The following is a 26,089-nucleotide window of genomic DNA, read 5'->3' on the forward strand; positions in this document are numbered from 1 at the left end:
AGCCCAGACCAATGAATATACTCAACACCGGAAGCAAGCTCGTAGTATTATTAATTATATTAACTATTTTAATATTACTTGGATTTGCTCTATTTGGAAACAGAGAAGCGATAAAAGTTTCCCCGCTTGTGGGAAAGAAGGCACCCGAATTTACTCTTAAGCTCTTCGACGGGGAAAAGCTGACACTTTCCGAGCTTGAAGGTAAGACAGTTCTGCTTAATTTTTGGGCCTCCTGGTGCATGCCCTGCAAACAGGAAGCCCTGGCACTTGAGAAATCCTGGCAGAAGTACAAGGATGATAATGTAGTCTTCATAGGCGTTAACGTATGGGACGACACTTCAAACGCGCGCTCTTATATGAAGAAGTATGGCGGTGAATACCCTCACGGTATCGACCCCGCAGAAGAAATTCAGGTTGACTACGGGATCGGAGGTGTGCCCGAAACATTTTTTATCGACGCTTCAGGCAACATAATCGATAAATATAACGGACCCCTTACAACGGAGATCATAGATTACTTTATTCCGAGAGCTATGAACCCGGAGGAACAAACCTCATAAGAAAAATAAGCAGGTATTGCGCAGTTGTTATGAATACTAAAAACTTAGGAATTTCAATTTTTCTTCTAGTATTAACGTCCATGGCTATAGTGCTGACTCAATCACATTATGCCGACGCAGAGAGTCTGGATGACCGTGTGAACGAAGTATCCCACTCCCTTATGTGCCCGGTGTGTCAGGGCCAAAGCGTGGCGGAATCTAATTCGAACCTTGCGCAGGACATGCGGCAGATCATAAGAAAGAAACTTCAGGAGGGAGAGTCTAAAGAACAAATAATCGCCTATTTCGTTAACCGTTACGGAGAAACCATTCTCGCCGCGCCACCGGCAAAGGGGATGAACTGGCTTCTCTGGATTTTACCGGCGCTCGCGGTTGTTGCAGGCGGATTAGGTATCGGACTCTTTCTTTACAAATCAGGGTCCGGGAAACAAGCAAACAAAAGTAATCCTGATGAAATAACAAAAGTAACGGACAGTGACTACATGAAACAAATAGACGAAGAGCTTACCAGACACGAGTCCTGAGCGTAGCCGGCTCTATCGGCCGAAGAACCGTGCGGCAGCGTCCGTAACTCTCATGTAATCCCCGGGAGTTTCAAGCCACTTAATCTCTTTATCTCTTCTGAGCCAGGTCATCTGGCGTTTTGCAAATCTTTTCGTATCCCGCTTTATAAGCTCTATAGCTCTCTCAAGCGATATCTCCCCTTCAAGGTAACGGTTAATCTCCTTATACCCTATCGACTGCATCGGTTTCAGCTCCCTCCCATAGCCCATTTTCCCCAAATTCTGAACCTCATCCACAAGGCCCTTTTTAATCATATCGTCAACCCGAGCGTCGATACGGTCCCTCAGCGGTTGACGCTCTCGATATATACCGATTTTTAAATACTCATAGTCCCTGTCGTCGAATTTGTGTTGAGACCGGATTTTCGAGACTTTCTGACCCGTGAGATAACACACTTCAAGCGCCCTCTCGATTCTTATGTAATCGTTTGGATGGATTTTTGACGCTGCCTCGGGATCGAGCGACATGAGTTTATCGTAAACGTAGTCGACGCCCCGTTCTGACCTCAGCTTCCTGAGCCCGCCCCTGATCTCTTCATCTGCGGGAAGGTCCTCGATTAGCCCTGAAAGCAGTACCCTGACGTACAGGTAGGTGCCGCCGATCAGGATGGTTTTAGTGGAGGATTTGTGCAGGCTCTCAATAACGGAGTTTGCTGTCTCCCTGAATTTCCCGGCATTGAAATCCTGATCGGGATATACGATATCGATTAGATGATGCCTGACCTCCGTACGCTCTTCCGGGGTCGGCTTCGCGGTTCCTATGTCGAAATATTTATAGACCTGAAGAGAGTCGGCACTGATAATCTCCGCTTCCAGAGAACGCGCTATATCAATGCCGAACCGGGTTTTTCCTGCCGCTGTAGGGCCGAGAATGACGAGTAGCTTGGGTTTTTCTCCTTTCACCTCAGGTTTTGGAACCATAGATCGGAAACGAAAACATCACCCTCGGACTCCAAATCAGCGATATGCTTATAAGCCGTAATATTCTTCTACAGTACGTTGCTAGTGTAATTTTCTATATTTTCTTCAAGCGCCTGCTTTCTGCTAAGCCTGACTTTTCCGTCATGTTCCTTGCCTATGCATTTTACAAGCACTTCATCTTTTTCCTGAAGAATATCGGTTACATTCTTGACCCTTTCGTTCGCAAGCTCGGATATATGAACCAGCCCGTCCTTCCCGCCTCCCAGCTCAACTATGGCTCCGAAATCAAGAATTCTCTTTACCGTTCCGCGGTATACTTTCCCGACTTCGATCTCCTCGACGATGCTCTCTATAATTTTTATCGCCTTATCGCAGGCTTCCCTGTCTGCGGAGGCTATATTCACGGTCCCTGAATCATCAATATCAATTTGCACGCCTGTAAGCTCAACGATTTTCTTTATCGTCTTGCCGCCTGAACCTATAACATCCTTAATCTTGTCCTGGCTTACCTGCATTGTAAGAATTCTGGGCGCGTACTGGGATATGTCCTCTCTCGGTCCGGAAATTATCTCCTGCATTCTTCCGAGTACCACCATTCTCGCGTCTCTGGCCTGCTGAAGCGCTTTTGACAGTATCTCTCTTGTCACACCTGTGACTTTAATATCCATTTGAAGAGCAGTTACTCCCGCGGTCGTACCGGCGACTTTAAAATCCATATCGCCCAAATGATCCTCATCCCCGAGTATATCGGTCAGAATAACGAATTCGTCTTCCTCCTTGATGAGACCCATTGCGATACCGCCAACGGGAGCGCTTATCGGAACGCCCGCGTCCTGGAGCGAAAGAGAAGCTCCGCAAACGGTAGCCATTGAAGACGAGCCGTTTGATTCAAGAACGTCCGATACCACCCGAATGGTGTATGGGAATTTCTCCTTTTCCGGGAGCACAGGAATAATGGACCTTTCGGCGAGAGCGCCGTGCCCTATTTCCCTCCGGCCGGGACCGAGTCTGTGTCCGACTTCCCCGACGCTGTAGGGTGGGAAATTATAATGGAGCATGAAAGCCTTTTTCACGTCCCCGTCCAGGGCATCGATTCTCTGCTCGTCATAAGTGGTACCGAGAGTCGCGGTTACGGCCGCCTGAGTCTCACCCCTTGTAAAGAGAGAAGAACCGTGCGCTCTGGGCAAGAATCCGACTTCCCCGGTGATATGTCTTACATCCTCATAACCGCGTCCGTCGAGTCTCTTTTTGTCTTTTACTATAATATCCCTGACCAGGTCTTTTAATACGTTCTCGAATGCCTTGGAGATGTTTATCTCTGTATCGGGAAACTGGGAGACTACATACTCCTCCGTTTCAGAGTAAATGTTCTTAATTGTCTCTTTTCTTTCGGCTTTGGACGTCGACACTATCGCTTCTTTTAGTTTCTGACCCGCAAAAGACAAGACCTTCTCGGCAATCGGATCATCTTCTGAAACCTCATCGAGCACCCTTTTAGGAATATCGAATCCGGAGATCAATTCTTCCTGTTGTTTTATTAATTCCTGAATACTTTCATGGGCGAACATGAGAGCGCTTACAATATCCTCTTCCGGAATCTCCCTGGCCCCCCCTTCGACCATTACGATCGCCTCTTTTGTGCCGGCGACAACTATATCCATGTCGCTTTCTTCGAGCTGGCCCTTCTTGGGATTAGATACAAACTCCCCGCCGATCCTGCCCACCCTTACAGCCGCGAGGGGACCGTCGAAAGGAACGTCCGATACCATAAGCGCGGCTGAGGCCGCGGTAACCGACAGCACATCGGGGTCATTGTCCGCATCGGCGGAAAAAACAGTGATAATGATTTGAGTCTGATAGGTAAAACCTTTGGGAATAAGCGGTCTTATCGGCCTGTCGATCAGCCTTGAAGTAAGAACCTCTTTCTCGCTCGGTCTTCCCTCTCTTTTAAAATATCCGCCGGGAATTTTACCCGCTGCCGATGACCGTTCCTGATAATTAATAGTTAACGGGAGAAAATCCTCCCCCTCCGTCTTTTCATCCGCGGCGACAACTGTGGCCAATACCGCGGTGTCCTCATATCGAGCAAATACAGCTCCGTTTGCCTGTTTGGCTAGTGATCCGGTTTCAAGCTCAAGACGTCTACCGAAAACCTGAGCTTCAACCTTCTTGGGTTGATTAATCAATACTTTCCCTCCTTGAAAACCCTACTTTCTCAGTCCGAGTTTCTGAATTAGATCCGGATAAGTCTCCGGTTTATTTCTTTTGATATAGTTTAATAACCTTCTTCTCCTCGCAACCAGCGATACAAGCCCCTTTCGGGAATGAAAGTCCTTTGGCGCTTTCTGCATATGCTCGGAAAGATCCTTTATACGGCGAGAGAGTACGGCAACCTGTACCTCGGGCGATCCCACATCTTTCTGATGCAGCGCGTATTCGCTGATTATCTGAGATTTTTCTTCCCTGTCAAGTGACATTTAATGCCCTCCTTACATAATAATTTCAGCTACTTATGATTATAATTCAATTAAACACTCTAAGTAATTTTAAAACTATAGCGCTGTCATCCAGGCTATTGATATCCGAGGAATCGATCATCGCCTCGGCAATCGATACAAGATTCGCGTCCTCATAAGTTCTTAACCTGTCGCCCTTATTAAAAGCGGGCATGCAATCCGGCTTCAAACTCTTCTTAATTATCTGTTTCCCGTCCTTTATCTTCTTCGCAAGCTCAGCCGAAACATTCAGTTGCCCCATATGAGAAAGCGCATCTCCCAGGGAGGTCAACTCTACGGTTCCCTTTTTAATTTCCTCAATAGTGACGGCATCCTCTATCTTGAATCCGTCGCTTTCAATTCTTCTCAATTCGGTCAGATGTCCGCCGCAACCGAGTTCATCGGCAATGTCGGAAGCGAGCACCCTTATATATGTGCCACGGGAACATTCTACCATAATTCTTACAAATGGAGGATTCAACTCCAAGAGCCCGAGCTCTTTAATCACAACGCTTCTCGCGGGCCTATCTACTTCGATTCCCTTTCTGGCATATTCATACAATCTGACCCCGTCTTTTTTTAATGCCGAATACATAGGGGGAATCTGGTTAATTTTACCCTTATATTTTGAAAATACATCCAAAAGAGCATTTTCTTTAATGATTCCCACTTCCCCTCGCTCCACAACTTTACCGGTCAAATCAAGCGTATCGGTTTTTATTCCGAGTTTTATGAGTGCTTCATATTTCTTGTAATCATTATTTAAAAAGGGGATGATCTTAGTAGCGTTGTTCACGCATATGGGCAAAACTCCCGTGGCGAACGGGTCCAGTGTCCCGGTATGCCCCGCGCGTTTAGTGCGTAAAATTCTGTTAACTTTGTTTACGGCGGCTTGAGAGGTAATACCTCCGGGCTTATCGAGAACCAGCACCCCGTTCATCCGAGCACCTCATTTATAGAGCTAAATACCTTGTCCCTGACATCACTCAAATTACCCGAAATCGAACAACCCGCAGCCTTCTTATGCCCCCCTCCTCCGAAGGATTCAGCTATTTTCGCGACATCGACCTCGCCTTTGGACCTGAAGCTTATCTTCCAGCTGGTATCGCTGTTACCGTTTTCTTCCCTGAACAGGACCGCGACTTCTACCCCTTTTATGCTGCGGGGAATATTGATAATCCCTTCCGTATCTTCCCTCCTGGTACCCGTCTTCTCAAACATATGTTTATCAATTACTACGGAGGCAATCCGTTTATCCTCCGCCACTTTAAGTGTATTCAGCACAAGTCCGATGAGCTCCAGTTTTCTGAGCGGTTCACTCTCGAACAGGGCTTCTGAGATTTCAGAAGGATCGGCGCCGTATTCGACCAATTCGGCAGCAACCCTGAAAGTCTCGGAGTTGGTATTGGAATATCTGAAAGAGCCCGTATCTCCGACAATTGTTGTGTAGAGATTTTTAGCGATGGAGCTGTCTATATCGACCGATAAGGCCTTTAACAATGAGAATATTATTATGCCGGTCGATGACGAATCGGGGTCAAGCAGATAAAGATCGGCGGAGGAGCTGTTCGTTTGATGATGATCCACTATAATCACGCGGCCGGCCCTTCCCGATTTCACGAATTCCTCGAATTCTTCCCCGGCCCTGCTTACTCCCGTGCAGTCAACCGCAAATGCAATGTCGAAAGTGTCCTCGATTTTTTCAAGCCCGGTATGCACCTTATCACTATGCGGAAGGAATTCCAGAAGCTCCGGGACGCCGTCTCTGTTATATAAAAAAACCTCTTTCCCCATTTTTTCAAGCCCGAGACCGAGACCTATCATGGATCCTATGGCGTCGCCGTCGGGATTTTCATGCGATGTTACCAGAATTCGACTGGATTCCCTTACCAGGGCCAGAACCCTGTCCAGTTCATTTTTCACTCGATATACCTCTCAATATCTCATCTACTTTATAACCTTCCTCAAGAGCTTTATCGAAACTGAATTTTAAGTCGGGGATCTTTTTCATTCTGAGCCTCCGGGAAAGCTTTCCCCTGATAAAGCCCCTGGCGCTTTCAAGTCCCTCACGGGCTTCATTCCTGTCTCCCTGCCCTTCCACTAAGGTAAAAAAGATTTCAGCAACACTGAGATTATCCGAAACCTTAACGCCGGTGATAAAAACCGGGCTTACCCTCGGGTCCTTAATTTCCCCTCTTACAATCATTTCGGACACTTCCTTAGCAATCGAATCCGAAATCCTTTGAGACCTCCTGACGACCAAACCGTTACTACCCCCTCCTAGTAATGTATTATCTCAAATTCCCGGCCGCCCATCTGAACTGCGCCGTTAGATTCTATAAAACCCGTAACCTGATCCATAACCGAATTTACAAATCGCGCGTCATTGCCGACGAAAGATATACCGATAGTCGCCTTTTGCCAAAGATCATTTGATCCCACCTCCGATATAGAAATGTTGCTGTATCTGGATTTTACTCTTTGGATAAGACCTTTCAGAGTTTGTCTCTTGTCTTTAAGGGACCTGTTGCCGTCCATATAAAGATCAATGCGAAGTATGCCTATAACCATCTACCGACAATTTAGAGTCGCTGCTTAATTTCTTCATGGGTATAGAATTCAAGGATATCTCCGACCTTCACGTCGTTAAACCTCTCTATTCCTATTCCGCATTCGTAACCCGTGTTCACCTCTTTGACATCATCTTTAAATCGTTTAAGTGAAGCCAGCTTGCCTTCGAACACCACTACCCCGTCCCTGACGACTCTCACATTATTATCCCTCGATACCGTGCCGTCACTGACAAGACATCCTGCGATCGTTCCGATACGGGATATGGTAAAAGTATCTTTCACTTCCGCATGTCCGGTTATCTTTTCCTTGATTATCGGTTCGAGAAGCCCTTCCATTGCGTTTCTAACTCTGTCGATCAGATTATAGATTATGGTATGCAGCTCCAGTGAAACGCCTTCTCTCTCGGAGATTTCCAGCGCTTTGGAGTCGGGCCTGACATTAAAACCGAGAATGATCGCATCGGACGCACTTGCAAGTGCGACATCCGTTTCAGTTATACCTCCAACCCCGGTGTGAACGATTTTCACCTGACATTTTTCCGTGCTCAATTTGCTAATCGACTCACTAACAGCCTCAACCGAGCCCTGAGTGTCAGCCTTGATTATGAGCGCCAGCTCCTTGGCTTCTTCCTCTTCCAGAGACTCGAATAAATTTTCAAGCGACGGCTTTCTTTCTTTAGCAGCAGCTGTTTCTCTTTGCTTCGTCTCTCTATGAGAAATAACTTCCTTAGCAGCCCTTTCGTCTTTTACAATATAAAAACGGTCTCCCGCTTCCGGAACACCCGAGAGACCCATTATCTCAACAGGCATGGCCGGACCCGCGCTATCCACTCTCTTGCCCCTGTCATCTATAAGCGCTCTCACCTTCCCCGATATAGTCCCTGACACAATATAATCCCCTATTTTGAGCGTCCCCTCATTAATTATTACCGTCGCGACAGGACCGCGTCCTTTATCCAGAACCGCTTCAATTACAAAACCGTTCGCCCTTTTGGTCGCGTCGGCTTTCAGTTCCAGCAGGTCCGCCTGCAGTAATACCAGTTCCAGGAGCTCCTTAATACCTTCCTTTTGTTTCGCAGAAACCTCGGCGAACAGAGTATCTCCCCCCCATTCTTCGGACACGAGGCTTATCTCTGAAAGCTGCCGTTTAATTTTCTCGGTATCCGCCTCCGGTTTGTCGACCTTGTTTATTGCGACTATTATCGGCACTTCAGCGGCCTTCGCATGATTCACGGCCTCGACGGTCTGAGGCATTACGCCGTCGTCCGCGGCGACCACCAGAATCACCACATCGGTGACTTTAGCCCCCCGAGCCCTCATCGCGGTGAAGGCTTCGTGTCCGGGGGTATCCACGAAGGATACCTTCCTGCCGTCGACATCGACAGAATAAGCACCTATGTGCTGAGTTATTCCCCCCGCTTCACCCTCTACGACATTCGTTTTCCTGATCGCGTCCAGCAAAGTAGTCTTACCGTGATCGACATGGCCCATAACGGTTACAACAGGAGGGCGGGGAGTTAGCTCCTTATCCTCCTCTTCCTGTATTTCCTCGAGTAAAATGTCCTTTTCTTCAAATATATCCACCGTAACCTCATATCCGAACTCCTCGGCCACGAGGGTGGCCGTTTCGTGGTCGAGCGCCTGATTGACAGTGGCTTTAACACCCATCGAAATCAGTTTCTTAATCAATTCGCCGGCTTTCACGCCCATCATTTTCGCTAGCTCACCTAAATTAACGGCCTCGCCCATTTTAACAGTGCGTTTAGCGGGCTTGCCGGGAAACGGTACAACCTGAGAGGTGTCCTCACCGGGCGATGTCTGTTCTCTGGACCTGAAATTATCTCTGCCGCCCCGGTTAAAGGCCCTTTCCCTTTGGGTTCCGCCCGCCGAGGGCCTTGTTCTGGCACGTCTGTCCTCAACCAGATACTCTCTCTTTCTGCCCGGAAGCTTGGCTCTGAATGCTTTCCTCAGTTCTTCAAGAGTGTCTTCGTCTATTATTTCCTCACGTTTGGGTTTTACCTTTTTGCTTTTCTTCTTAGCTTTCTTGGCGGTTTCAGGCTCTTCCTTCTCAACCTTTGCACCGAGCTTTTCCTCAACAAGCGATTCGTCAGGTTCCTCAATCTCAGGCTCCTCATCGGGGGAGACCTGAATCTCGTCCGCTGCTTCCGGGGACTCATCAACCGCTTGAGCCTCCTGAGCTTCTTCCGATATAGCGGCCTCTTCCAAAGGTTCTTCCTTTTCCGCTATTACTTCGGTATCGGCGGGTTCGGCTTTTTTAGCCTCTATCTTCTCATCTTCAATATCCGGGGCGGTTTTATCTTCATCGGCGGGGGCCTCTAATTCTTGAAGCTCTTCCTCTTTTGGCTCCTCGGCCTTCTTCTTTCTGCGAAGGACCACTCTCGCGCCTTTGCGTCTTTCCACCACTTCCTCGCCACTCTCTCTGCGCAGCACCCTGACCTTTTCCTTCTCCTCGGCCGCAGGCTTTTCAGCCGCCGATTCTCCGTTGCCGGATGAAGATATCTTCTCTCTTATCTTCTGAGCTTCCTCTTCAGAAATAGAACTTGCATGACTTTTCACCGATATTCCGAGCCCCTTGGCAATATTTAAAATCTCTTTATTTGATTTATTTAGATCTTTCGAGAGTTCGTAAACTCTTACATTAGACATATTGAATACACCCGGTTTAAAACAAAATTATTTCCGTTCAACTAAATTTTATTAGTTATCCGGATTAGAGTACCAAAGTTTAATTAACTATGCAAAAGGATGAACGCGGAAATTAAGATTGATGCTGCTTTAATTTGGCGAGCTTCCTATTGACAGGCATTCACTTACCTCAAGGGCATTTAAGATGTTTCGTTATTCTGCTCCGTTGCCGCTTCACTTGGCTCCGTAAGCGTCTCTTCCACGGGCTCGGCCTCAGGAATTACCTCTTCTTCGTCGGTGAACGACATTTGCTCCAGCTTATCTTTAAGGGCTATACGAGCGGCGGTTTGAAGCTTAGCCGCTTCCTCTTCATTTTTGAATCCTGCAGCCCTGACCAGATTTTCGGGGCTTGAGAACGCGATATCTTCCAGTTTATGAAAACCCTCGCCGTATAGGAGATTTGCTGTCACCTCCTTAACATTGGGGAGGGACATAAGCAGATTGACCACTTCCTGCTGTTCTTTTTTGACCTGAGTTTCGGTTTTTATATCGATTCTCCATTCGGTCAATTGAGAAGCAAGCCTTACATTCTGCCCGCGTCTTCCTATCGCGAGCGAAAGCTGGTCGTCATCGACTATAATCTCCATGGACTTATTATCATCATCAATTATCACTTTGCTTACCCTGGCGGGGGACAGGGCGTTACACGCGAATCTTGCGGAGTCCGGGGACCACGGAACAATATCAATTTTTTCACCCTTCAATTCCTGAATTACATTCTGCACCCTGGCCCCGCGCATACCTACACACGCGCCCACGGGATCCACATCGGGATCATTTGACACTACCGCTATTTTCGTGCGCGCCCCCGGGTCCCTGGAGATTGCCTTGATCTCGACAATCTGATCCCCTATCTCCGGGACTTCCGATTCGAAAAGCTTCCTTACGAAATCACGGTGCGCTCTGGACAGAATTAACTGGGGGCCCCGCTTGGTTTCCTTAATTTCGTACAATATCGCTCTCAGACGTTCCTTGGGTTTATAGTACTCCCTGGGTACCTGCTGCTCCGGGGGCAGGAAGGCCTCCGTTCTTCCCAGATCCACTATAATGTTTCTTCTTTCGACCCTTCTTACAATGCCGCTAATCAGCTCACCTTTTCTGTTTTTGAACTCCTCGTATATTACCTTTCCTTCCGCTTCCTTTATGCTCTGAAGGATCTTCTGTTTCGCGTTCTGTATGGCGATTCTGGTAAATGCGGGATTAATCTTAACCCCTATCTGGTCTCCCAGTTCGGCCTCGGGGTCAAGTTTGTTTGCTTCCTGAACCTCTATTTCCATATCCGGATCGACCACCTCTTCAACTACCGTTTTAAACTCAAACAGCTCAACATCTCCGTCATCATCGTTAAAATGAACTTCAAGCTCCTTATCCTTATCCTGCATCCGGAATAGTTTCTGCGCGGCGGAAAGCACCGCTTCCTCAACAGCGCTAACGATTTCGTCTTTTTCTATACCTTTGTCCTTGCATACAGAATCCATAACACGGGTTAATTCAGTCATATTTGCCATATATGCCCCCTTAAAAATCCAATTCCAAATTCGCTTTTTCTATCTCGCCGTAAGGTATAAGGTATTGAGCGCCGTCCGTTTCAATAGTCACCAGATCGTCCTTGAAATCGATTATGTTTCCTACAAATATTTTTTTCTTTTCGATATTATTTACGGTTTTTATCTTAGCTTTTCTTCCCCTGAATCGTAGAAAATCAGCGGGATTCCTGAGCGGCCTTGTAAGCCCCGGCGAAGACACCTCGAGCGTATATGAATCGGGGATTATGTCGTGAATGTCGAGCAGGGTGCCTAGCTCCCTGCTTATATCGGCGCAATCATCTATCGTAACCCCTTCGTGCTTGTCTATGTACACCCTCAAGATACCTTTTTTGCCCTGTCCCCTGAACTCTATGTCGAAAAGCTCCATATCCCTTTCCGCAAGCAGAGGATTCAACAACTCCTTCACATTAAAAATTAAATCATTTTCCCGAGTACTCATTCCAGCCCTTTGCTCTACAACTAAAAAAAGCGGGTCAGACCCGCTTTTAGTCATTAAGATTCTACCTTAATAGACCCGATAGGGCAAGCAAGCGCGTACGGTCTGAAGGCGGGAAGGAAGAGGCGTATCCGGTCATTTTTTTATTGTCTTCAGCTTTACCAGCAGGTCTTTTAATTCGGCAATATCACGCTCATTTCCCGATTTGCCGAATCTCAGGCCAAGATATTTATCCGTGAGAATGTTCATTACAGGGGCACCGGGCCATGCCCGGGCGCTCAGAAACTCCGCAAATTCCCTTGGGGTCATATATTCAGGTTTTCTATGGCCCCTTCCGGACATAAGTTTTAAAGCATCCCTGTAAACCCTGGATGCTTTGTTTTCGAGCCTGTTATCCCTCTTCAGGAATAAGGGTTTTAGCTGAGGTCTCGTTACAATAATCCAGGCGAAGAATACAATTACGGCGGCAACCGCTATATATCTTTTGTCAAATCCGATTTTGAACTTCAGCGCGCTTGAGATCTTCCTGTTCTGCCACCTCCACTTATCTCGCACTCCGCTCAAGAGGCGGACTTGATCCCTCTGGCTAAAATCAATAACGTATCTGCTCCATCTGAATCTGAGATAGTCCATATAGGAAGAGACGGCTGAAAGCAATAAGTGCGTCCCCGCTTCACCCCCCTCGGGAGTCGGATCGAACGTAACCCACCCGTACTCTGGGAACAGCACCTCTACCCATGAGTGCGCATCGCTCTCCCGTACCAGGAAAAATTCTCCGTGCTCGTTCCACTTGCCCCCGATAAAGCCGTTTACTATCCTTGCGGGAACTCCGGCTTCTCTTAAAAGAATCACCATAGCGGTTGCGAAGTACTCGCAGTGTCCTTCCTTTATCCCAAACAGAAAATCCTCGAGGGGAAAATCATCTGTTCCCTCCTCAAGCGTCCTCGTGTAATTATAATTCGTGACAAGATAACGCCTGACCGAGACCGCCCGGTCGTAATTGTTGCCGTCATTGGATGTAATCTCCATAGCCAGCTCCTTTACCCTTTCGCCAAGCTCCGGAAGCTGGAGATACTTCTTCAGCGCATCATCCGGGTAGCCGGAATTATCATTCCGCAACTCTTCAGAGGATGGCACGCTCATTTCAGAAGACGCGAAATATTTTATTCTGTTCGTCATCCTGTCGGGCAGAATGTAGGAGTCGTTTATAGACGCTACCCTTCCCCCGGGGACTGCCCTGTAGCCCGCGGGCATGTTCGCCGCGAACAGGACATCGGTATCTATAGGCTCGGTAATGATCTCCTGAAGCAGCTCATCTCTAATTTCATCCTTTATCACTACCCCGCCTCGGGGGGCAGCCCTGTATACCATGTAGCCCTGCTCCCCTGCCCTCCAGACGGCACCGTCGAACTCGTCGAGCGCTATCCCCCTCCAGTAAATGGGGTTCGGCACATCTTCTATACCGCGGCCGAGAATACTGACCATCATTACCGGGGAGCTGTCCAGCTTGATTTCCCCCACCCTTCCAAGTCTCACCTCGTCTGAAAAGCCGGTTCTGAGATCCGCCGCTTTCATGAAGTCCGCTTTTAAATAACTGCCCCCCAGCCTGGGTACGGAAACAAAGATCAGCGCGGCAATGAGAAAAATACAGAAGCCGACCACAAACGTCGTGCTTAGGAAAAGCGGTGTGATCAACTCCGGATCATCGCCCGGCAAGTTCTCGGCCTCGAGCGACTCCTTTCGCATCTGAAAAACCATAATCGCCCATATGGCAACCGCAATATATATGACGAAGGCAAAGGCATAGTAAAAGTTGACGGTGATTATTGTTCCCGCGAGAAACTGAAAAAAGCTCAGCACATATATCTGAACCACGTCTCTCATACTTTTTTTACTTAGAAGCTTTATGATCTGGATGAAGATGAGAAAATCCAGTATCCCCTTAAACAGCTCTACTCCGAGAAGCAGCACGTTTATGGCGACGTAAATGACAAGGAAAATAGCAAGGATGGTCGACAAGCCGCTTCCGAGGTAATAGTTCCTGTCGTATCTCTCGTTTATAAAACTGAGAATTATAGAGACGGAAAAGAGCAGTATTACCGGAAGGCCTACCTGAGCGGTTAATGAAATAGCCAGAAAACCGGTAAGAGCAATCAGATGGGTGAATACGGCAAGCGCATTTGATATTCTCATATGTCATCCAGGGACATATACTCTCGTTCCGATTAGATTTATCTATTTACCGATGGAATCAAATAAATTCCGACCGAGTTTGCAAAAATAATATTTAATAGCGGTTTAATCGACCGGCATCACTCAGTCCGATTCTCATTTTTAATTTTATAGCCGGTTACCGATCCGGTAAACGACTCTGTATTTAAAGGGTGAAAATCTTTCCGAGTAATATATTTAAATGGGACGGTCATGAAAACCGAATAAATAAACTATTACTGGTGGGGGTTAGCGGCTTCTGCCCTTATACCTCGCCTTGATATTATGCAATATGGCTTCCTGCTCCGGCGTAAGAACATTCTTTACCTTAAGATACATTTCGACTTTAATTCTTGTGAGCGAGGCCCTTATATCTTCAATATCATCTGTAATTTTCAAAACTTCTTCTCTCGTGCACTCAGGGTTTCTGAGCTTTTTAGAAAGCTCGGATTCCTTTCTCTTCAGGTCTTTTTGATATACGATAATATTCTTTTTATATGAGTTAAAGATCCTTTCTATCTGCTGGACCTGCTGATCACTGAGAGCCATTTCATTTATAATTCTGGGATTTTTCCACCATTTGTAATGGACCTCCCCGCTGAAAAAACCAAAAGCGTTTAAACTAAAAAGATATGTGAAAATAACAACTGCTAAAGATACTCTCAATTCATACCTCCATTACCGTTAATATTCACAGTATCTATGCCAGCGTCCCAGGGACCGTATATAGCCAGCACCTCGGCTGTTTCACTTGATGTAGCTCTGTCCAGTTCGAGTAGAATCAGCTCGTCGCGCTCATCCGACGCAGTAAAAAGCCTGTTGCCGGAATCCAGGGAGAATATCGCAAACGTAAAGATGCCCACTATCAAAATCGAAGCAAAGGCGCCCGCTATGGCCCAATTAAACCTGAATTTTTTGAAAATACCTAAAAATCCTCCACGGCCGGCTTCTTCCCTTGAGACACGCTGCCAGAAATCGGCAACATACTCACTCCCGGGCTCTATTTCCTTCCACTCGTCCAGGAGATTCCACACCTCAGCGGACTGGGAGAGATAAAGACTGCATTCCCCGCACTCCTTCAGATGAGTTTCGACGAGGACTTTATCATCCCCGGATAGATCACCCGAATGATAGCCCACGATCAGCTGCTTGAAATCGCTACAATCCATAATCTCCTCCGTCTGTCAAAAAAGGTTTCAGCCTGTCTATCAATTTCATCCTGCCCCTGTGCACGTAGGCCTTGACAGCCCCTACGCTACATTCGAGCACCTGTGAGACCTCTTCATAGGATAAACCTTCGTATTTACAAAGCATAATAGCAATTTTTTCCCTTTCAGGCAAAGACTCCATAGCCTGAAATATAACGTCCTTAATTTCCTTTCTATATATTATATCGTCGGGAATCTCCAGTTCGGCGTCTCCGACTTCCCCGCTCTTCTCACTTATCTCATCGAGGCTCAGATTATTATTTTTCCTCTTTACATGAGTCAGGCTAACGTTCGTAGCGATTTTATAGAGCCATGTGGAAAATTTTGCCTCGGGCCTGTACTGTTTGGCCGACCGGTACATCCTTAAAAATACCTCCTGCGCAAGGTCTTCCGAGTTGTCCTTCGTGTTAGTAAATCTATATATATAATTCACTACCCCTTTGTAATGCCTCCTCATGAGTTCGCTGAATGCACTGTCGTCCCCAGACTTTGTCCTCAACATAAGCTCTATGTCACTATCCATATGAATGCCATGACAGCTTTATAAATTATTAACTCGCAAAATTGAAAAAAGTTACATGCAAGCTGCGGTTTTCTTTAAATATTCGGAGAATTCCTATGATTTGGATAACGGCCCGTGGATCCGGCTCCGAAATCTCTTTCTCAGGATCAAATCCCGGGACCAAGGACGGCTGAGGAGGATTGAACATTCCATAAAATTATTTCTTTTTGATCCTCTCGAGATACTCTCCCGTTCTTGTATCCACTTTTATAATATCGCCGATATCTATGAACAGGGGGACCTGAATTGAGGCGCCCGTTTCCAGTATTGCGGGTTTTGTCGAACCCGATACGGTATCCCCCTTCACGCCGGGCTCCGTCTCATTGACCTCAAGCTCAACGGCCGTAGGGAGCTCTACACCCGAAGGCTCGGCGTTGAAATAAAGTATGTTTACTTCCTGCTGCTCTTTTAAGAAGTCAGCGGCCTCGCCCACCTGCTCGGAAGTCAGGCTGTGCTGCTCAAAGGTTTCCATGTCCATAAAGTGAGATCCTATATCATCTCGATAGAGGAACTGCATGGTTTTTCTCTCCATATCGGGCACTCTGAATGTATCCCCGGACCTGAAGTTTTTCTCCTGAACGGCTCCTGTGGCCATATTTCTCAACTTGGTCTTCATTACAGCGCTCCTCTGAGCGACCTTCGAATGCCTGTATTCGATGATTTCCCAGATTTCACCCTCAAATTCGATTTTAAGCCCTTTGTGAAATTGATTTGTTTCAACTACTCCCATGTATAAAAAACCTCCTGATTGACTCTGAACCGTAACAGCGCCTCACTTCAGCAAATCGTCTTCATCGGGCAGTGAGCCGGGCTCCCGAGCTTCTTCCTCGCTTGACTCGCCGGAAATTTTATAACCCTCGGAAATCCAGGCGCCGAGATCCACCATCCTGCACCGCTCCGAGCAAAACGGCCTCCATTTATTATTCTCCCAGAGAACTTCTTTCCCACATTTGGGGCATTTTATCTTCATGACCATAGAAATTATTTAACAGGAATTCAAGAATTCAAGGAGAGGAGAAAATTTAACGGCTAAAGTTCCGCGCCGCTATTTGTCTTTTGTCTTCTCTTTTTTTGACTTCTTCTTGACCGCAAACGCTTCCTCTATCTGCTCACATATTATATGGGCAAGAGTTATTTGAAGCTCCTGTATTCTCGCGGTGGATTTAGATTGCACGCTGACACAGCAATCTGCCGCTTTTTCAAGCTTGCTCACATCATCGCCTGAAAATGCTATCGTCTTCAGTCCCATCTCTTTTGCAGTCGTTAATGCATTTATTACATTGGCCGATTTTCCGCTTGTCGTAATGCCCCAGGCTATATCCCCTTTTTTCCCGAGAGCCTCTATCTGTCTTGAAAAAATCTCGTCGAAGGAACTGTCGTTTGCGATTGAGGTCAGAAGCGATGAATCCGTCGTAAGCGCCAAAGCCGCAAGTGCCTTTCTCTGCCTTGAGTACCTGTTCACGATTTCAGCCGCTATATGCTGGGCGTCGGCCGCGCTTCCGCCGTTTCCGAAAATCAGCACCTTTCCACCGGCCTTGAGTGCTTTTTGAATCATTGAGACCGCTTCCTCGATTTCCGAAATGGATTCCTTCGCGAAACGGAGCTTCAAATCCGCGCTCTCTCTTAATATCGATATGATTTGTTCTTTCATAATATCAAGTCCTCTTGAACATCCTCTCTATCTCCCCGTATGTAAGCTCGCGTGCGACAGGTCTTCCGTGCGGGCAGGAATGGGGGAACTCGGTCCTGTCGAGTTCAACCAGGAGAGCTTTCATTTTATCCGTATTCAGCTCGTTGCTGGCTCTCACCGAGGAATGACAGGCCATTGTAGAAATTACCCTATCTATTCTTTCACTCAAGCTCTCCTGCCTTCCCGACTCCGCTATCTCGTTCACTACGTCCTTTATTAGTCCCGGAAAATTCGAGTTTTTCAGTATCGCGGGGACCGATCTCAGAATGAAGGCGTTATCACCGAATTCCTCTATCCTTATTCCGAGTATGCGCAAATCTTCCTTATTTCCTCTGAGTAAATCCGTCTCAAACGGCGAGAGCTCGAGCACTTCGGGCACCAGCAGCTCCTGAGTATCGAGGCCCCCGTTTCCCGTATAGGCCTTTTTCAGCCTCTCGTAGTTGATTCTCTCATGCGCCGCGTGCTGATCGACAAGTATAATCCCGTGCCTGGAAGCGCATACGATATAAAGCTCGCCGAGCTGGCCCAGTATCCGGAGGCTCGAATACGTCCCCTGTTCTTCAAACAGGCCCGAGGCAGGAATATCTTCCGTCCCTACCCGAGAGCCCGGAGCCTGAATTTCTCCTGTCGTCCCTGATGTATGCATATCAGCGTGCGGCATCCCGGGCCTTACGCCGCTTCCGGCTTCCGCGATCTCAGAATGATCAAAATTATAACCGCCGTACCGAGATTTACTTTCACCTGCACTCCGGAAGCCGCTTGCCGGCTCTTCGGCGCTATCCCGGTAGCTCCTGAGCCAGGGCGCCCCTTCGAGCATTCCAGTCACGGACTCTTTTATGAGATCCCCGATGAGCCTTACATTTTGGAACCTGACTTCGTTTTTAGTGGGGTGTACGTTAACGTCGACACCCCCGGCAGGAAGGTCGAGGAACAGAACACCCTGGGGGAATTTCCCCTTTTCCAGCATCTTTCCGTACGAATCGATAACCATGCGAATAAGGAACCTGTCCCTCACGCTCCTTCCGTTCACATATGTGTAGAGTTTTTGTGTTGTGGATCTCGTATCCAGAGGACTGCCTAGAAAACCCGACACCCTTATTCCCTCCGCCTCGCCCCGGATTTGAAACAGCTCCGCGCGCGGGTAAATCTCCTTTATCCTGTCATAGGCATTTTCCCTCCGCGCCAGGCGAAGCAGCGTCCTTCCGCCGTGCTTTAGCTCAAATCCCACCCCGGGTCTCGGTATAGCCTCCCTCTCTACAATATCGATCACATTTGAAAGCTCGGTCTCCGTCTTTCTCATAAACTTCATTCTGGGAGGCGTATTGTAGAAGAGATCTCTGACCTCCACGATCGTTCCCCGTGGAGCTCCCGTTTCCTCAACATTTTTTACAAATCCGCCCTCCACCCTGATTACGATTCCGATTATATCATCGGGAGTCCTGGTGGTGATTTTAAATCTGGATACGCTCGCGATGCTGGGAATCGCCTCGCCCCTGAAGCCGAGCGAGCTTACCGAGAACAGGTCGTCAATGTCTTTTATCTTGCTAGTGGCATGACGCTCGAGCGAGAGAAGCGACTCATCCCTCGTCATCCCCTCTCCGTCATCGGACACTCTTATGAGTTTCTTTCCGCCCGATTCCAGTTCTATTTCGATGAATGAGCTTCCGGCGTCGATAGAGTTTTCCAACAGCTCCTTTACAACCGAAGCCGGCCTTTCGACAATTTCCCCGGCGGCGATTTTAGAGACAAGATTATCGGACAGTATCCTTATTTTACCCATCTAAAAATGCCAGTTTACATAATAGAAGAATACGAGTCAAAGTGAAGAAGTTTCCGTATATACAATGCTAAAAATAAGGGGAGACCGTATATGAGCGGGCGTCTTCAAAAAAGCTTTAATACAAGCACGATCAGGAAAAAAAGAAGGGGCACCACTATGCAGGCGATCGACAAAACGGTATATAGAGAAAGCGTTGTGCGGGCGCCCACGCCGTAGACGTCGTCCGAATGCTCTTTTAGAATCCTCAGATACTCCTTAAGCATAAGAGCTAAATATAACCAACAGTATGGTCAATAAAAATAGCACAGGCTTGAATTTGCTCAATCTCTAAAAAAATCGGAGCCCACGGGTTTTTGCCGGTCAGTTATATTTATCGACTGATTCGGTATAGACTTCTACCACAAAACCGAAAAATCTATTATATTTAGGATGCTACTATTTGAACTCTAATTATGTATAATCTTATCCTGATCTCACGTCAGAATTAAGGAGACAAGATGCGCCATATGTCCGGAAACAGAGGAATAACTTCATATATCACAAGCACTCCCGCAAAAATAATTCCGCTAATGCTTATTATTTTATTCACCGTGGGTGTCTTACGCGAAGGGGCGAAAGCTCAAGACACAAAACTGGAATCGCCAAAGAGGGTAATAGCCGTAAAGGACTACAAATGGGCCTCTGGGGGTATGGGAAGGCCGGCCATAATGAGGGAAATCACCCTCGAGAACAGGGGCAAATACGATTACGAGAATATAGCGATAGAGGTGGATTTATACACCACGAACGACATTCCTCTGGGATCGCTCAGGGCTTCGATACCTGAAATTCTTCCCGCCGGGAGCGAAAAGACATTCTACAATCTCAAATTCGGAATTATGCACGCCGAGCTCAAGAATACGGTTGCGAGGGTAGTAAATGCGGACCTTATCGAAAAGGGAACCCCGTTTCAGGCCAAGGATCTTATCCAGGTCAAAAACTGGGAATGGAGCGGCGGCCAGTACGGCACCGAGGGTATTTTAAAGGAAATAACCCTCGTTAACAGGAGCCAGGAAAACTGGAAGGATATAAAGGTCCGAGTCGATTTCCTGGGAATACCGGGCGGTAAAGTGGGCATCAGGGGGTTTACCAGCAGAGCGGTAATACACGACATCCTCCCGGCAGGGAGTGAAAAAACATACTACGACATCAACGTTGGATTCAGGCATCCCGATGCCAGGAAAGTCGATATGAGCGTCATGGGCGCAAAGCCCATTTCCGAGAAGGAAGTCAAGATAAAGCAGGCCAAAAAAGAGGGTAAAAAAGCCAGGAAGAAAAAGAAGAAAAGGGCTCCGGGCGATACTTCATCCGGAGTGGATGAGGACGGCATGGTTTTTACCCAAAAGGAAAAGAAGTTGTCCCTTTCTGAAAGATACAAACAGAAGCTCGCCGAAGAGAAGGGCGAGCCCTTTGAAAGCACCGAAAGCGGCGTGGATACTCCTTCAGCGCCCGGCGATGTCGCCATGTCGGAAACAGAACCCGGAGGAGAGGAAAAATCGGCGAAGGGATCCACGGCGGATATAGAAACGGCCCAGGGAGACGAGGTAACAGAAGACTCGGAAGAGGAATACGAATACGAGTATGAGGAGGAAGTCCCCCTGCCCGAGGAAGATATAGTGGTGGAGGATTTTAAATGGGGAGGCGGAGTTACCGGGACCATAGGAAGAATTGATGAAATCACACTCCGGAATTTAAGCGGCATCACATATACCAAAATAGAGCTCAAGATAGAGTTCTACTCGTTTAAAGAAGAGACCCCCATGTTCTCAAACAGGGTCACCATTTTCGATGTGCTGCCCGCCGACAGCAAGAAGACGTTTAAGGACTTGAAGGCGGGCTACTTAAACGCCATTCCCCAGGAAGTGAGGATAGTAGTGCTTACGGCTATTCCGTTTAATCAGTAGCAAATTAGAAAAGGCCGGGACAAAAAGACAGGAAATTCCGTACTCCGGCCTATATATCTTTATAGAGTTTATAGGGTTAGAATAATTCCAGCTGGCTGCCCCCGGGCCTTTTGAAATGCTCGGTCGAGAGTTCGACCTTTTCCCCCGCTATTCCTGCTTTTCTGCAGGCGACCTGAAAGAGGTCCCTTACCTGCTCTGCGTAAATTCCCTTCCCCTTCATCCGGTCATAAAACTCGGCGCTGTTCAGTCTCCCGCCCCTTACGGACTTTATCCTGTTCAGCACTTTGCTTTTCCTGTCGGGGAAATATCTCTCGAGCCAGGCCGTAAAAATCTCCGAGACCCCGTAGGGGAGCCTGAGCATTATAAAACCGGCGCTGACCGCCCCCGCAGAGGCGGCGCTCTTTATAATATTCGGGATCTCATGGTCGGTGAGTCCCGGTATAACGGGCGCTACCATGACTATTACGGGAATACCCTCCCCGGAGAGCTTTTCTATCGCGCGGAGCCTCATTTGAGGAGAGGAGGTCCTGGGCTCCATTTTCCTTCTGAGTCCGGGGTCGAGCGTAGTCACGGATACAGCCACAACTACACCGTTCCACTCGGAGAATTCTTTTAATATGTCTATGTCGCGCGTAACGAGGTAGTTTTTGGTAACGATACCCACGGGGTTCCTAAATTCCGAGAGCACCCCCAGGCACCCGCGTGTGAGACGGAAGTGCCGCTCTGCCGGCTGATAGCAATCCGTATTGCCGCTTATGGCGATTGCCTGAGGGACATACTTCCGGGAAGTAAGCTCCTTTCTCAGGAGGGAAGGCGCGTCTTCCTTGACGAATATCTTTGTCTCGAAATCGAGTCCGAGCGACAGACCGAGAAACTCGTGAGTGGGTCTCGCATAACAGTAGATGCAGCCGTGCTCGCATCCCCTGTAGGGATTGATTCCGGCGTTAAAGCCTACGTCCGGGCTGTCGTTATATGTGATAATCGATTTTGAGGTATCTCTGTAAAAAACCGTCCTGGGTGAGAGCCCTTCTGCAACTTCTTCCTGAGAGGGCTCAAACTCGATTTTCTCGAACCGGTTTGCGGGATTCCGAGCCGCAGCCCTGCCCTTTATACCGTTAATTTTACGATTCATAATTTATTACCCCTTCCGCAACACGAGACTCCTTCCTCACAACTAAATTATAAAATACGGGGGGTGACAATTAAACGAGCTTTTTAGTGTTTTGGAGAGTTTAAATCATCAAAGAAGAGAGCATGACTCAGGATAGAGCAATTTCAGTCGGATAAGAAAGTTTATTGAGGCCCGGCGAAAGTCTCAAGCTCCTTTACGAGCTCGTCCACTATTTTCGCTTCTTTAAAGGAACGGACAAGCTTCCCGTCCTTGTATAGCATGCCCTTACCGCGTCCGCCCGCTATTCCTATGTCGGCCTCCGAGGCCTCTCCCGGACCGTTTACGACGCATCCCAGAATAGCGACTTTGATCGGTCTCGGAAGCTCGATGCCGGATATCCTATCCTCAACGTCTTTGACAAGCTTCATCAGGTCGATCTCGAGTCTCCCGCATCCGGGACAGGAAATGAGCTCTATACCGTTTCTCCTGAGCCCTAGAGACCTCAGAATATTAAGCCCCACTTTAATTTCGTCAACCGGGTCCCCGGTGAGTGAAACCCTTATCGTATCCCCTATCCCGTCCGCAAGCAGTGTGCCTATTCCGATCGAGGATTTTATGGTCCCCATCTCATACGTCCCGGCCTCGGTAACGCCCAGATGGAGAGCGTACTCGGTCTCGGCCAGAATGCGGTATGCCTCTATCATCTTTTTTACGTCGGTCGATTTAACAGAGATCTTTATGTCCCTGAAATCAAGGTCCTCGAGTATGGAAACATGCCTCAATGCGCTTTCCGCAAGCGCCTCGGGCGTGGGAGAGCCGTGTTTTTTCAGAATATCTTTCTCGAGTGAGCCTGAATTAACGCCGATTCTTATAGGAATTCCTCTTTCCCTGACCGCGTCGACAACGGCTTTTATTCTGTACTTGGCCCCTATGTTTCCGGGATTGATCCTCATGCCTTCCACCCCCTGCTTTACCGATTCAAGCGCAAGGCGGTAGTCAAAATGTATATCGGAAACAATCGGGATGTTAGTCTGCTTTATTATTTCGCCGAGAGACTTTGCCGCATCCATATCAGGCACAGCAAGACGCACTATATCGCACCCGGCTTCCTCAAGGCTTCTTATCTGCGCCACTGTGGCGGGTACGTCCCTGGTATCGGTCTTTGTCATGGACTGGACGGTGACGGGCGCTCCCCCGCCCACTTTAACCCCGCCCAAACTTATCTGCCTGGAATGTCTTTCCATATTCGGTCTTCCGCGTAACTAGAGTATTTAATATATCCCTCGTGTCAACATCGGTTTTTCAAGATTAGGGACGTGTGAAGAAACAAAATTATTTAATCGCCGCGGTCTTCTCGTTTTCTTTTTTTCCGCCGCCCGCCTTATCGTTTTCTTTTGATTCGGCCACGTTTCCATTCTCGTCGATACCCTTTATGTTTCTGCACCCGGGATATCCCGTGCAGCCCAGAAACTTCCCGAACCTCCCTTTCCTGACGGCCATGGGTTTACCGCATTTCTCGCATTTTATATCTTCCCTTATTTCGGGCTCGGCCTTCTCTATTATTTTAATATTGCCGTCGGGACCGTATTCGAACGCCTTAGCGTTCTTGCAGTCCGGATAGCGCGTGCACGCTATAAACTCGCCTCTCCTGCTTTTCTTTATAGCCATAGGGGCGCCGCACTTGTCGCATTTTATGTCCTCTCTTACAACAGGCTCAGCCCTCTCAATCACCTTGATATTACCGTCGGGATCGTATTCAAACGCCTTAGCGTTCTTGCAGTCCGGGTACCTGGAGCACGAAAGAAATTCACCGTTCCTGCCCCATTTTATTATCATTTTGGCTCCGCAGTTATCACAGTCTATGTCGGTCGGAAGCCCGTCCCTCTTGAGGCTCTTCATCGTGTCCTGCGCTTTATCGAGGCGAGTGGAAAAATCCTGATAGAAAGCCTTCAGAAGCTCGACCCAGTTGACGTTTCCTTCCTCCACGTTATCCAGCTTCTCCTCCATGTCAGCCGTGAACTGAACGTCCATGATCTCGGGAAAGCCATCGATCAGGAGATCGTTTACCGAGCAGCCGAGCAAGGTGGGCTTCAGTCTGTTCTTCTCCTTGTTGACGTACTGACGATCCTGGATTGTGGAAAGGATAGAGGCATACGTCGACGGCCTTCCCACCCCCTTCTCCTCAAGCTCCTTTACAAGCGAGCTTTCAGTGAATCTGGGCGGGGGCTGGGTAAAATGCTGTTTGCCCTCCAGGTTGATAAGGTCAAGCGCCTCATCCTTTGAGACGTCCGGGAGCTTCCTCATTTCCTCCTTCTCTTTCTGCTCCTCCTCCTCTTCCTTGCCCTCCAGATAGACGGCGGAAAACCCCGGGAATTTTACTATCGATCCGGTGGCGCGAAAAACACCCTTTCCGGCCCTGATTTCAAACGTAGTCTGATCGTAGATAACGGGCTTCATCTGGGAGGCCACAAATCTTTGCCACACCAGTTTGTAAAGCTGGTATTCGTCGCCGGAAAGATACTCCTTAATGGAGTCCGGATGCTTGGCCGCGTATGTGGGCCTTATAGCCTCATGCGCGTCCTGAGCTGATTTCTTTACCTTGAACGTATTCGCTTTTGAGGGCAGATATTCATTTCCGTATGTTTCCTTTATAAGCGCTCTTGCCTCTTTGAGCGCGTTGTCGGAGATCCTTACAGAGTCCGTTCTCATATAGGTAATAAGACCGACGGGTCCTTCCTCTCCCAGGTCTTTACCCTCATAGAGCTTTTGTGCCACTGACATCGTTTTCTTTACGGGAAACCTCAGTTTTCTCGAGGCTTCCTGTTGAAGAGTGCTTGTAATAAACGGGGGGAGAGCGTTCTTTTTCCGCTCCTTTCGTTCTATTGAATCAACTATGAATGCTTCATTTTTCAGCGCTTCGACAATTGAGTTAGCCTCCGACTCACCTGAAATCGAAACCTTTTCCCCGTCGAATCTTGAAAGATTGGCTATAAAAGAAGAATCCGGCTCATCCTGAGAACGTTTTAATTCGGACTCGATTGTCCAGTACTCTTCGGTTTTAAAGGCCTCTATCTTCCGTTCCCTTTCGACTACCACCCTGAGCGCAACACTCTGCACCCGCCCGGCGCTGAGGCCCTTTCTGACCTTTCTCCAGAGAATGGGACTAACCTGATATCCCACAAGGCGGTCGAGTACTCTCCTTGCCTGCTGGGCTTCAAACCTGTCCTGGCTCAGTGTTGTGGGGTTGTTAATAGAATCCTTTACCGCGTTTTCGGTGATTTCATGGATAAGAATTCTGTGGGATTTATCCCTTATTTTGAGTTTATCTGCTATATGCCACGCTATCGCCTCACCCTCACGGTCGGGGTCGGAAGCCAGATACACCTTTTCGGCGTCCTTGGCGGCTTTCTTGAGCTGATTTAGATATTTACTCTTACCCTTTATAACCACGTATTGGGGATTGAAATCGTTTTCTATATCCACACCCAGCTTGCTGCTCGGTAGGTCTATAAGATGTCCCGAAGACGCTTCTACATCAAAGCTCTTTCCCAGAAATTTCTTTATGGTCTTGGCCTTGGCAGGGGATTCCACAATTACAAGAGACTTAGCCATTCAACCTCCTTTTTGTCCCAATCGCTTTATTTTCTAAAAATGTAATCATAATCGGCTCCGTGTCAATCACGATTAACGGTAATTAAGGCATTGTACCTGAATTTATTCTTATGCAAATTCCATCCGCTGCGTAAAAGGGCGCTCCGAGATAGCCGAGCCCCTATTTATAAA

At 47.9% G+C, this 26,089-nt stretch carries 25 protein-coding genes; 3 read left to right on the top strand and 22 right to left on the bottom strand.

From position 1 onward, the window contains the following. Positions 1-11: 11 nt before the first annotated feature. Positions 12-560: a TlpA disulfide reductase family protein gene (locus RIG61_13290; protein ID MEQ9620129.1), complete on the top strand. Its 549-nt coding sequence runs from the start codon at positions 12-14 to the stop codon at positions 558-560. 29 nt (positions 561-589) lie between these two features. Then, a complete protein-coding gene (locus RIG61_13295) occupies positions 590-1,084 on the top strand; it encodes a cytochrome c-type biogenesis protein CcmH (GenBank protein MEQ9620130.1) in 495 nt (164 codons plus the stop codon). Between the two features lie 12 nt (positions 1,085-1,096). Here the strand turns inward: RIG61_13295 and miaA are convergent, their stop codons facing one another. From miaA to RIG61_13390, 19 genes are all read right to left on the bottom strand, one after another. Then, the gene (gene miaA / locus RIG61_13300; protein ID MEQ9620131.1) at positions 1,097-2,044 is read right to left on the bottom strand and encodes a tRNA (adenosine(37)-N6)-dimethylallyltransferase MiaA; all 948 of its coding nucleotides are present in this window, start codon (positions 2,042-2,044) and stop codon (positions 1,097-1,099) included. Positions 2,045-2,112: 68 nt separating this feature from the next. Then, positions 2,113-4,227 (bottom strand): polyribonucleotide nucleotidyltransferase, encoded by a 2,115-nt coding sequence (gene pnp, locus RIG61_13305; GenBank protein MEQ9620132.1) that lies wholly within the window; start codon positions 4,225-4,227, stop codon positions 2,113-2,115. Positions 4,228-4,251: 24 nt separating this feature from the next. Next, the gene (rpsO, locus tag RIG61_13310) at positions 4,252-4,521 is read right to left on the bottom strand and encodes a 30S ribosomal protein S15 (GenBank protein ID MEQ9620133.1); all 270 of its coding nucleotides are present in this window, start codon (positions 4,519-4,521) and stop codon (positions 4,252-4,254) included. Positions 4,522-4,567: 46 nt separating this feature from the next. Then, a complete protein-coding gene (gene truB, locus RIG61_13315) occupies positions 4,568-5,479 on the bottom strand; it encodes a tRNA pseudouridine(55) synthase TruB (GenBank protein MEQ9620134.1) in 912 nt (303 codons plus the stop codon). Beyond that, positions 5,476-6,462 (bottom strand): bifunctional oligoribonuclease/PAP phosphatase NrnA, encoded by a 987-nt coding sequence (locus tag RIG61_13320; protein MEQ9620135.1) that lies wholly within the window; start codon positions 6,460-6,462, stop codon positions 5,476-5,478. Before RIG61_13320 ends, truB begins: the two co-directional genes overlap by 4 nt. Continuing rightward, positions 6,452-6,802, bottom strand: coding sequence for a 30S ribosome-binding factor RbfA (gene rbfA, locus RIG61_13325; protein ID MEQ9620136.1), 351 nt, complete (start codon positions 6,800-6,802; stop codon positions 6,452-6,454). The genes RIG61_13320 and rbfA overlap by 11 nt, the downstream gene beginning before the upstream one ends. Before the next feature lie 17 nt (positions 6,803-6,819). Then, on the bottom strand, positions 6,820-7,110 hold the full coding sequence (locus RIG61_13330) for a DUF503 domain-containing protein (protein ID MEQ9620137.1): 291 nt from the start codon (positions 7,108-7,110) through the stop codon (positions 6,820-6,822). A gap of 11 nt (positions 7,111-7,121) precedes the next feature. Further along, positions 7,122-9,779, bottom strand: coding sequence for a translation initiation factor IF-2 (gene infB, locus RIG61_13335; protein MEQ9620138.1), 2,658 nt, complete (start codon positions 9,777-9,779; stop codon positions 7,122-7,124). 179 nt (positions 9,780-9,958) lie between these two features. Beyond that, positions 9,959-11,326 carry a transcription termination factor NusA gene (gene nusA / locus RIG61_13340; GenBank protein MEQ9620139.1) on the bottom strand — a complete coding sequence of 456 codons (1,368 nt, stop codon included), beginning with the start codon at positions 11,324-11,326 and terminating at the stop codon, positions 9,959-9,961. A gap of 10 nt (positions 11,327-11,336) precedes the next feature. Then, on the bottom strand, positions 11,337-11,759 hold the full coding sequence (gene rimP / locus RIG61_13345) for a ribosome maturation factor RimP (protein ID MEQ9620140.1): 423 nt from the start codon (positions 11,757-11,759) through the stop codon (positions 11,337-11,339). A 177-nt stretch (positions 11,760-11,936) separates the two neighbouring features. Continuing rightward, the gene (locus tag RIG61_13350; protein ID MEQ9620141.1) at positions 11,937-13,994 is read right to left on the bottom strand and encodes a DUF3488 and transglutaminase-like domain-containing protein; all 2,058 of its coding nucleotides are present in this window, start codon (positions 13,992-13,994) and stop codon (positions 11,937-11,939) included. 267 nt (positions 13,995-14,261) lie between these two features. Then, on the bottom strand, positions 14,262-14,678 hold the full coding sequence (locus tag RIG61_13355; GenBank protein ID MEQ9620142.1) for a hypothetical protein: 417 nt from the start codon (positions 14,676-14,678) through the stop codon (positions 14,262-14,264). After that, the gene (locus RIG61_13360; protein ID MEQ9620143.1) at positions 14,675-15,181 is read right to left on the bottom strand and encodes a zf-HC2 domain-containing protein; all 507 of its coding nucleotides are present in this window, start codon (positions 15,179-15,181) and stop codon (positions 14,675-14,677) included. Before RIG61_13360 ends, RIG61_13355 begins: the two co-directional genes overlap by 4 nt. Continuing rightward, the gene (locus tag RIG61_13365) at positions 15,171-15,743 is read right to left on the bottom strand and encodes a sigma-70 family RNA polymerase sigma factor (GenBank protein ID MEQ9620144.1); all 573 of its coding nucleotides are present in this window, start codon (positions 15,741-15,743) and stop codon (positions 15,171-15,173) included. Before RIG61_13365 ends, RIG61_13360 begins: the two co-directional genes overlap by 11 nt. A 196-nt stretch (positions 15,744-15,939) precedes the next feature. After that, positions 15,940-16,512, bottom strand: coding sequence for an elongation factor P (efp, locus tag RIG61_13370; GenBank protein ID MEQ9620145.1), 573 nt, complete (start codon positions 16,510-16,512; stop codon positions 15,940-15,942). A gap of 42 nt (positions 16,513-16,554) precedes the next feature. Continuing rightward, positions 16,555-16,758, bottom strand: coding sequence for a DNA gyrase inhibitor YacG (locus tag RIG61_13375; protein ID MEQ9620146.1), 204 nt, complete (start codon positions 16,756-16,758; stop codon positions 16,555-16,557). Between the two features lie 69 nt (positions 16,759-16,827). Next, positions 16,828-17,433, bottom strand: coding sequence for an SIS domain-containing protein (locus tag RIG61_13380; protein MEQ9620147.1), 606 nt, complete (start codon positions 17,431-17,433; stop codon positions 16,828-16,830). A 4-nt stretch (positions 17,434-17,437) separates the two neighbouring features. After that, positions 17,438-19,252, bottom strand: coding sequence for a DNA mismatch repair endonuclease MutL (gene mutL, locus RIG61_13385; protein ID MEQ9620148.1), 1,815 nt, complete (start codon positions 19,250-19,252; stop codon positions 17,438-17,440). A 104-nt stretch (positions 19,253-19,356) separates the two neighbouring features. After that, complete coding sequence (locus RIG61_13390) at positions 19,357-19,515, bottom strand: hypothetical protein (GenBank protein ID MEQ9620149.1); 159 nt, start codon at positions 19,513-19,515, stop codon at positions 19,357-19,359. Positions 19,516-19,758: 243 nt separating this feature from the next. On the opposite strand from RIG61_13390, the gene RIG61_13395 reads away from it, so the two are divergent. Next, positions 19,759-21,195: a hypothetical protein gene (locus RIG61_13395; GenBank protein MEQ9620150.1), complete on the top strand. Its 1,437-nt coding sequence runs from the start codon at positions 19,759-19,761 to the stop codon at positions 21,193-21,195. A 76-nt stretch (positions 21,196-21,271) separates the two neighbouring features. Here the strand turns inward: RIG61_13395 and RIG61_13400 are convergent, their stop codons facing one another. From RIG61_13400 to topA, 3 genes are all read right to left on the bottom strand, one after another. Continuing rightward, positions 21,272-22,327, bottom strand: coding sequence for a PA0069 family radical SAM protein (locus RIG61_13400; GenBank protein ID MEQ9620151.1), 1,056 nt, complete (start codon positions 22,325-22,327; stop codon positions 21,272-21,274). A gap of 161 nt (positions 22,328-22,488) precedes the next feature. Further along, positions 22,489-23,550: a flavodoxin-dependent (E)-4-hydroxy-3-methylbut-2-enyl-diphosphate synthase gene (gene ispG / locus RIG61_13405; GenBank protein ID MEQ9620152.1), complete on the bottom strand. Its 1,062-nt coding sequence runs from the start codon at positions 23,548-23,550 to the stop codon at positions 22,489-22,491. An 88-nt stretch (positions 23,551-23,638) separates the two neighbouring features. Then, positions 23,639-25,918, bottom strand: coding sequence for a type I DNA topoisomerase (gene topA / locus RIG61_13410; GenBank protein ID MEQ9620153.1), 2,280 nt, complete (start codon positions 25,916-25,918; stop codon positions 23,639-23,641). Between the last annotated feature and the right edge of the window lie 171 nt (positions 25,919-26,089).

Source organism: Deltaproteobacteria bacterium, assembly GCA_040223695.1.
Taxonomy (GTDB): Bacteria; Desulfobacterota_D; UBA1144; order Nemesobacterales; family UBA2774; genus JAVKFU01.

Bases quoted from the DNA above. Each gene is read 5' to 3' on its own strand.
- RIG61_13290 (MEQ9620129.1), top strand. From the start codon at position 12: ATGAATATACTCAACACCGGAAGCAAGCTCGTAGTATTATTAATTATA.
- RIG61_13295 (MEQ9620130.1), top strand. From the start codon at position 590: ATGAATACTAAAAACTTAGGAATTTCAATTTTTCTTCTAGTATTAACG.
- miaA (MEQ9620131.1), bottom strand. From the start codon at position 2,044: ATGGTTCCAAAACCTGAGGTGAAAGGAGAAAAACCCAAGCTACTCGTC.
- rpsO (MEQ9620133.1), bottom strand. From the start codon at position 4,521: ATGTCACTTGACAGGGAAGAAAAATCTCAGATAATCAGCGAATACGCG.
- truB (MEQ9620134.1), bottom strand. From the start codon at position 5,479: ATGAACGGGGTGCTGGTTCTCGATAAGCCCGGAGGTATTACCTCTCAA.
- RIG61_13330 (MEQ9620137.1), bottom strand. From the start codon at position 7,110: ATGGTTATAGGCATACTTCGCATTGATCTTTATATGGACGGCAACAGG.
- infB (MEQ9620138.1), bottom strand. From the start codon at position 9,779: ATGTCTAATGTAAGAGTTTACGAACTCTCGAAAGATCTAAATAAATCA.
- nusA (MEQ9620139.1), bottom strand. From the start codon at position 11,326: ATGGCAAATATGACTGAATTAACCCGTGTTATGGATTCTGTATGCAAG.
- RIG61_13350 (MEQ9620141.1), bottom strand. From the start codon at position 13,994: ATGAGAATATCAAATGCGCTTGCCGTATTCACCCATCTGATTGCTCTT.
- RIG61_13360 (MEQ9620143.1), bottom strand. From the start codon at position 15,181: ATGGATTGTAGCGATTTCAAGCAGCTGATCGTGGGCTATCATTCGGGT.
- RIG61_13365 (MEQ9620144.1), bottom strand. From the start codon at position 15,743: ATGGATAGTGACATAGAGCTTATGTTGAGGACAAAGTCTGGGGACGAC.
- efp (MEQ9620145.1), bottom strand. From the start codon at position 16,512: ATGGGAGTAGTTGAAACAAATCAATTTCACAAAGGGCTTAAAATCGAA.
- RIG61_13375 (MEQ9620146.1), bottom strand. From the start codon at position 16,758: ATGGTCATGAAGATAAAATGCCCCAAATGTGGGAAAGAAGTTCTCTGG.
- RIG61_13380 (MEQ9620147.1), bottom strand. From the start codon at position 17,433: ATGAAAGAACAAATCATATCGATATTAAGAGAGAGCGCGGATTTGAAG.
- mutL (MEQ9620148.1), bottom strand. From the start codon at position 19,252: ATGGGTAAAATAAGGATACTGTCCGATAATCTTGTCTCTAAAATCGCC.
- RIG61_13390 (MEQ9620149.1), bottom strand. From the start codon at position 19,515: ATGCTTAAGGAGTATCTGAGGATTCTAAAAGAGCATTCGGACGACGTC.
- RIG61_13395 (MEQ9620150.1), top strand. From the start codon at position 19,759: ATGTCCGGAAACAGAGGAATAACTTCATATATCACAAGCACTCCCGCA.
- RIG61_13400 (MEQ9620151.1), bottom strand. From the start codon at position 22,327: ATGAATCGTAAAATTAACGGTATAAAGGGCAGGGCTGCGGCTCGGAAT.
- ispG (MEQ9620152.1), bottom strand. From the start codon at position 23,550: ATGGAAAGACATTCCAGGCAGATAAGTTTGGGCGGGGTTAAAGTGGGC.
- topA (MEQ9620153.1), bottom strand. From the start codon at position 25,918: ATGGCTAAGTCTCTTGTAATTGTGGAATCCCCTGCCAAGGCCAAGACC.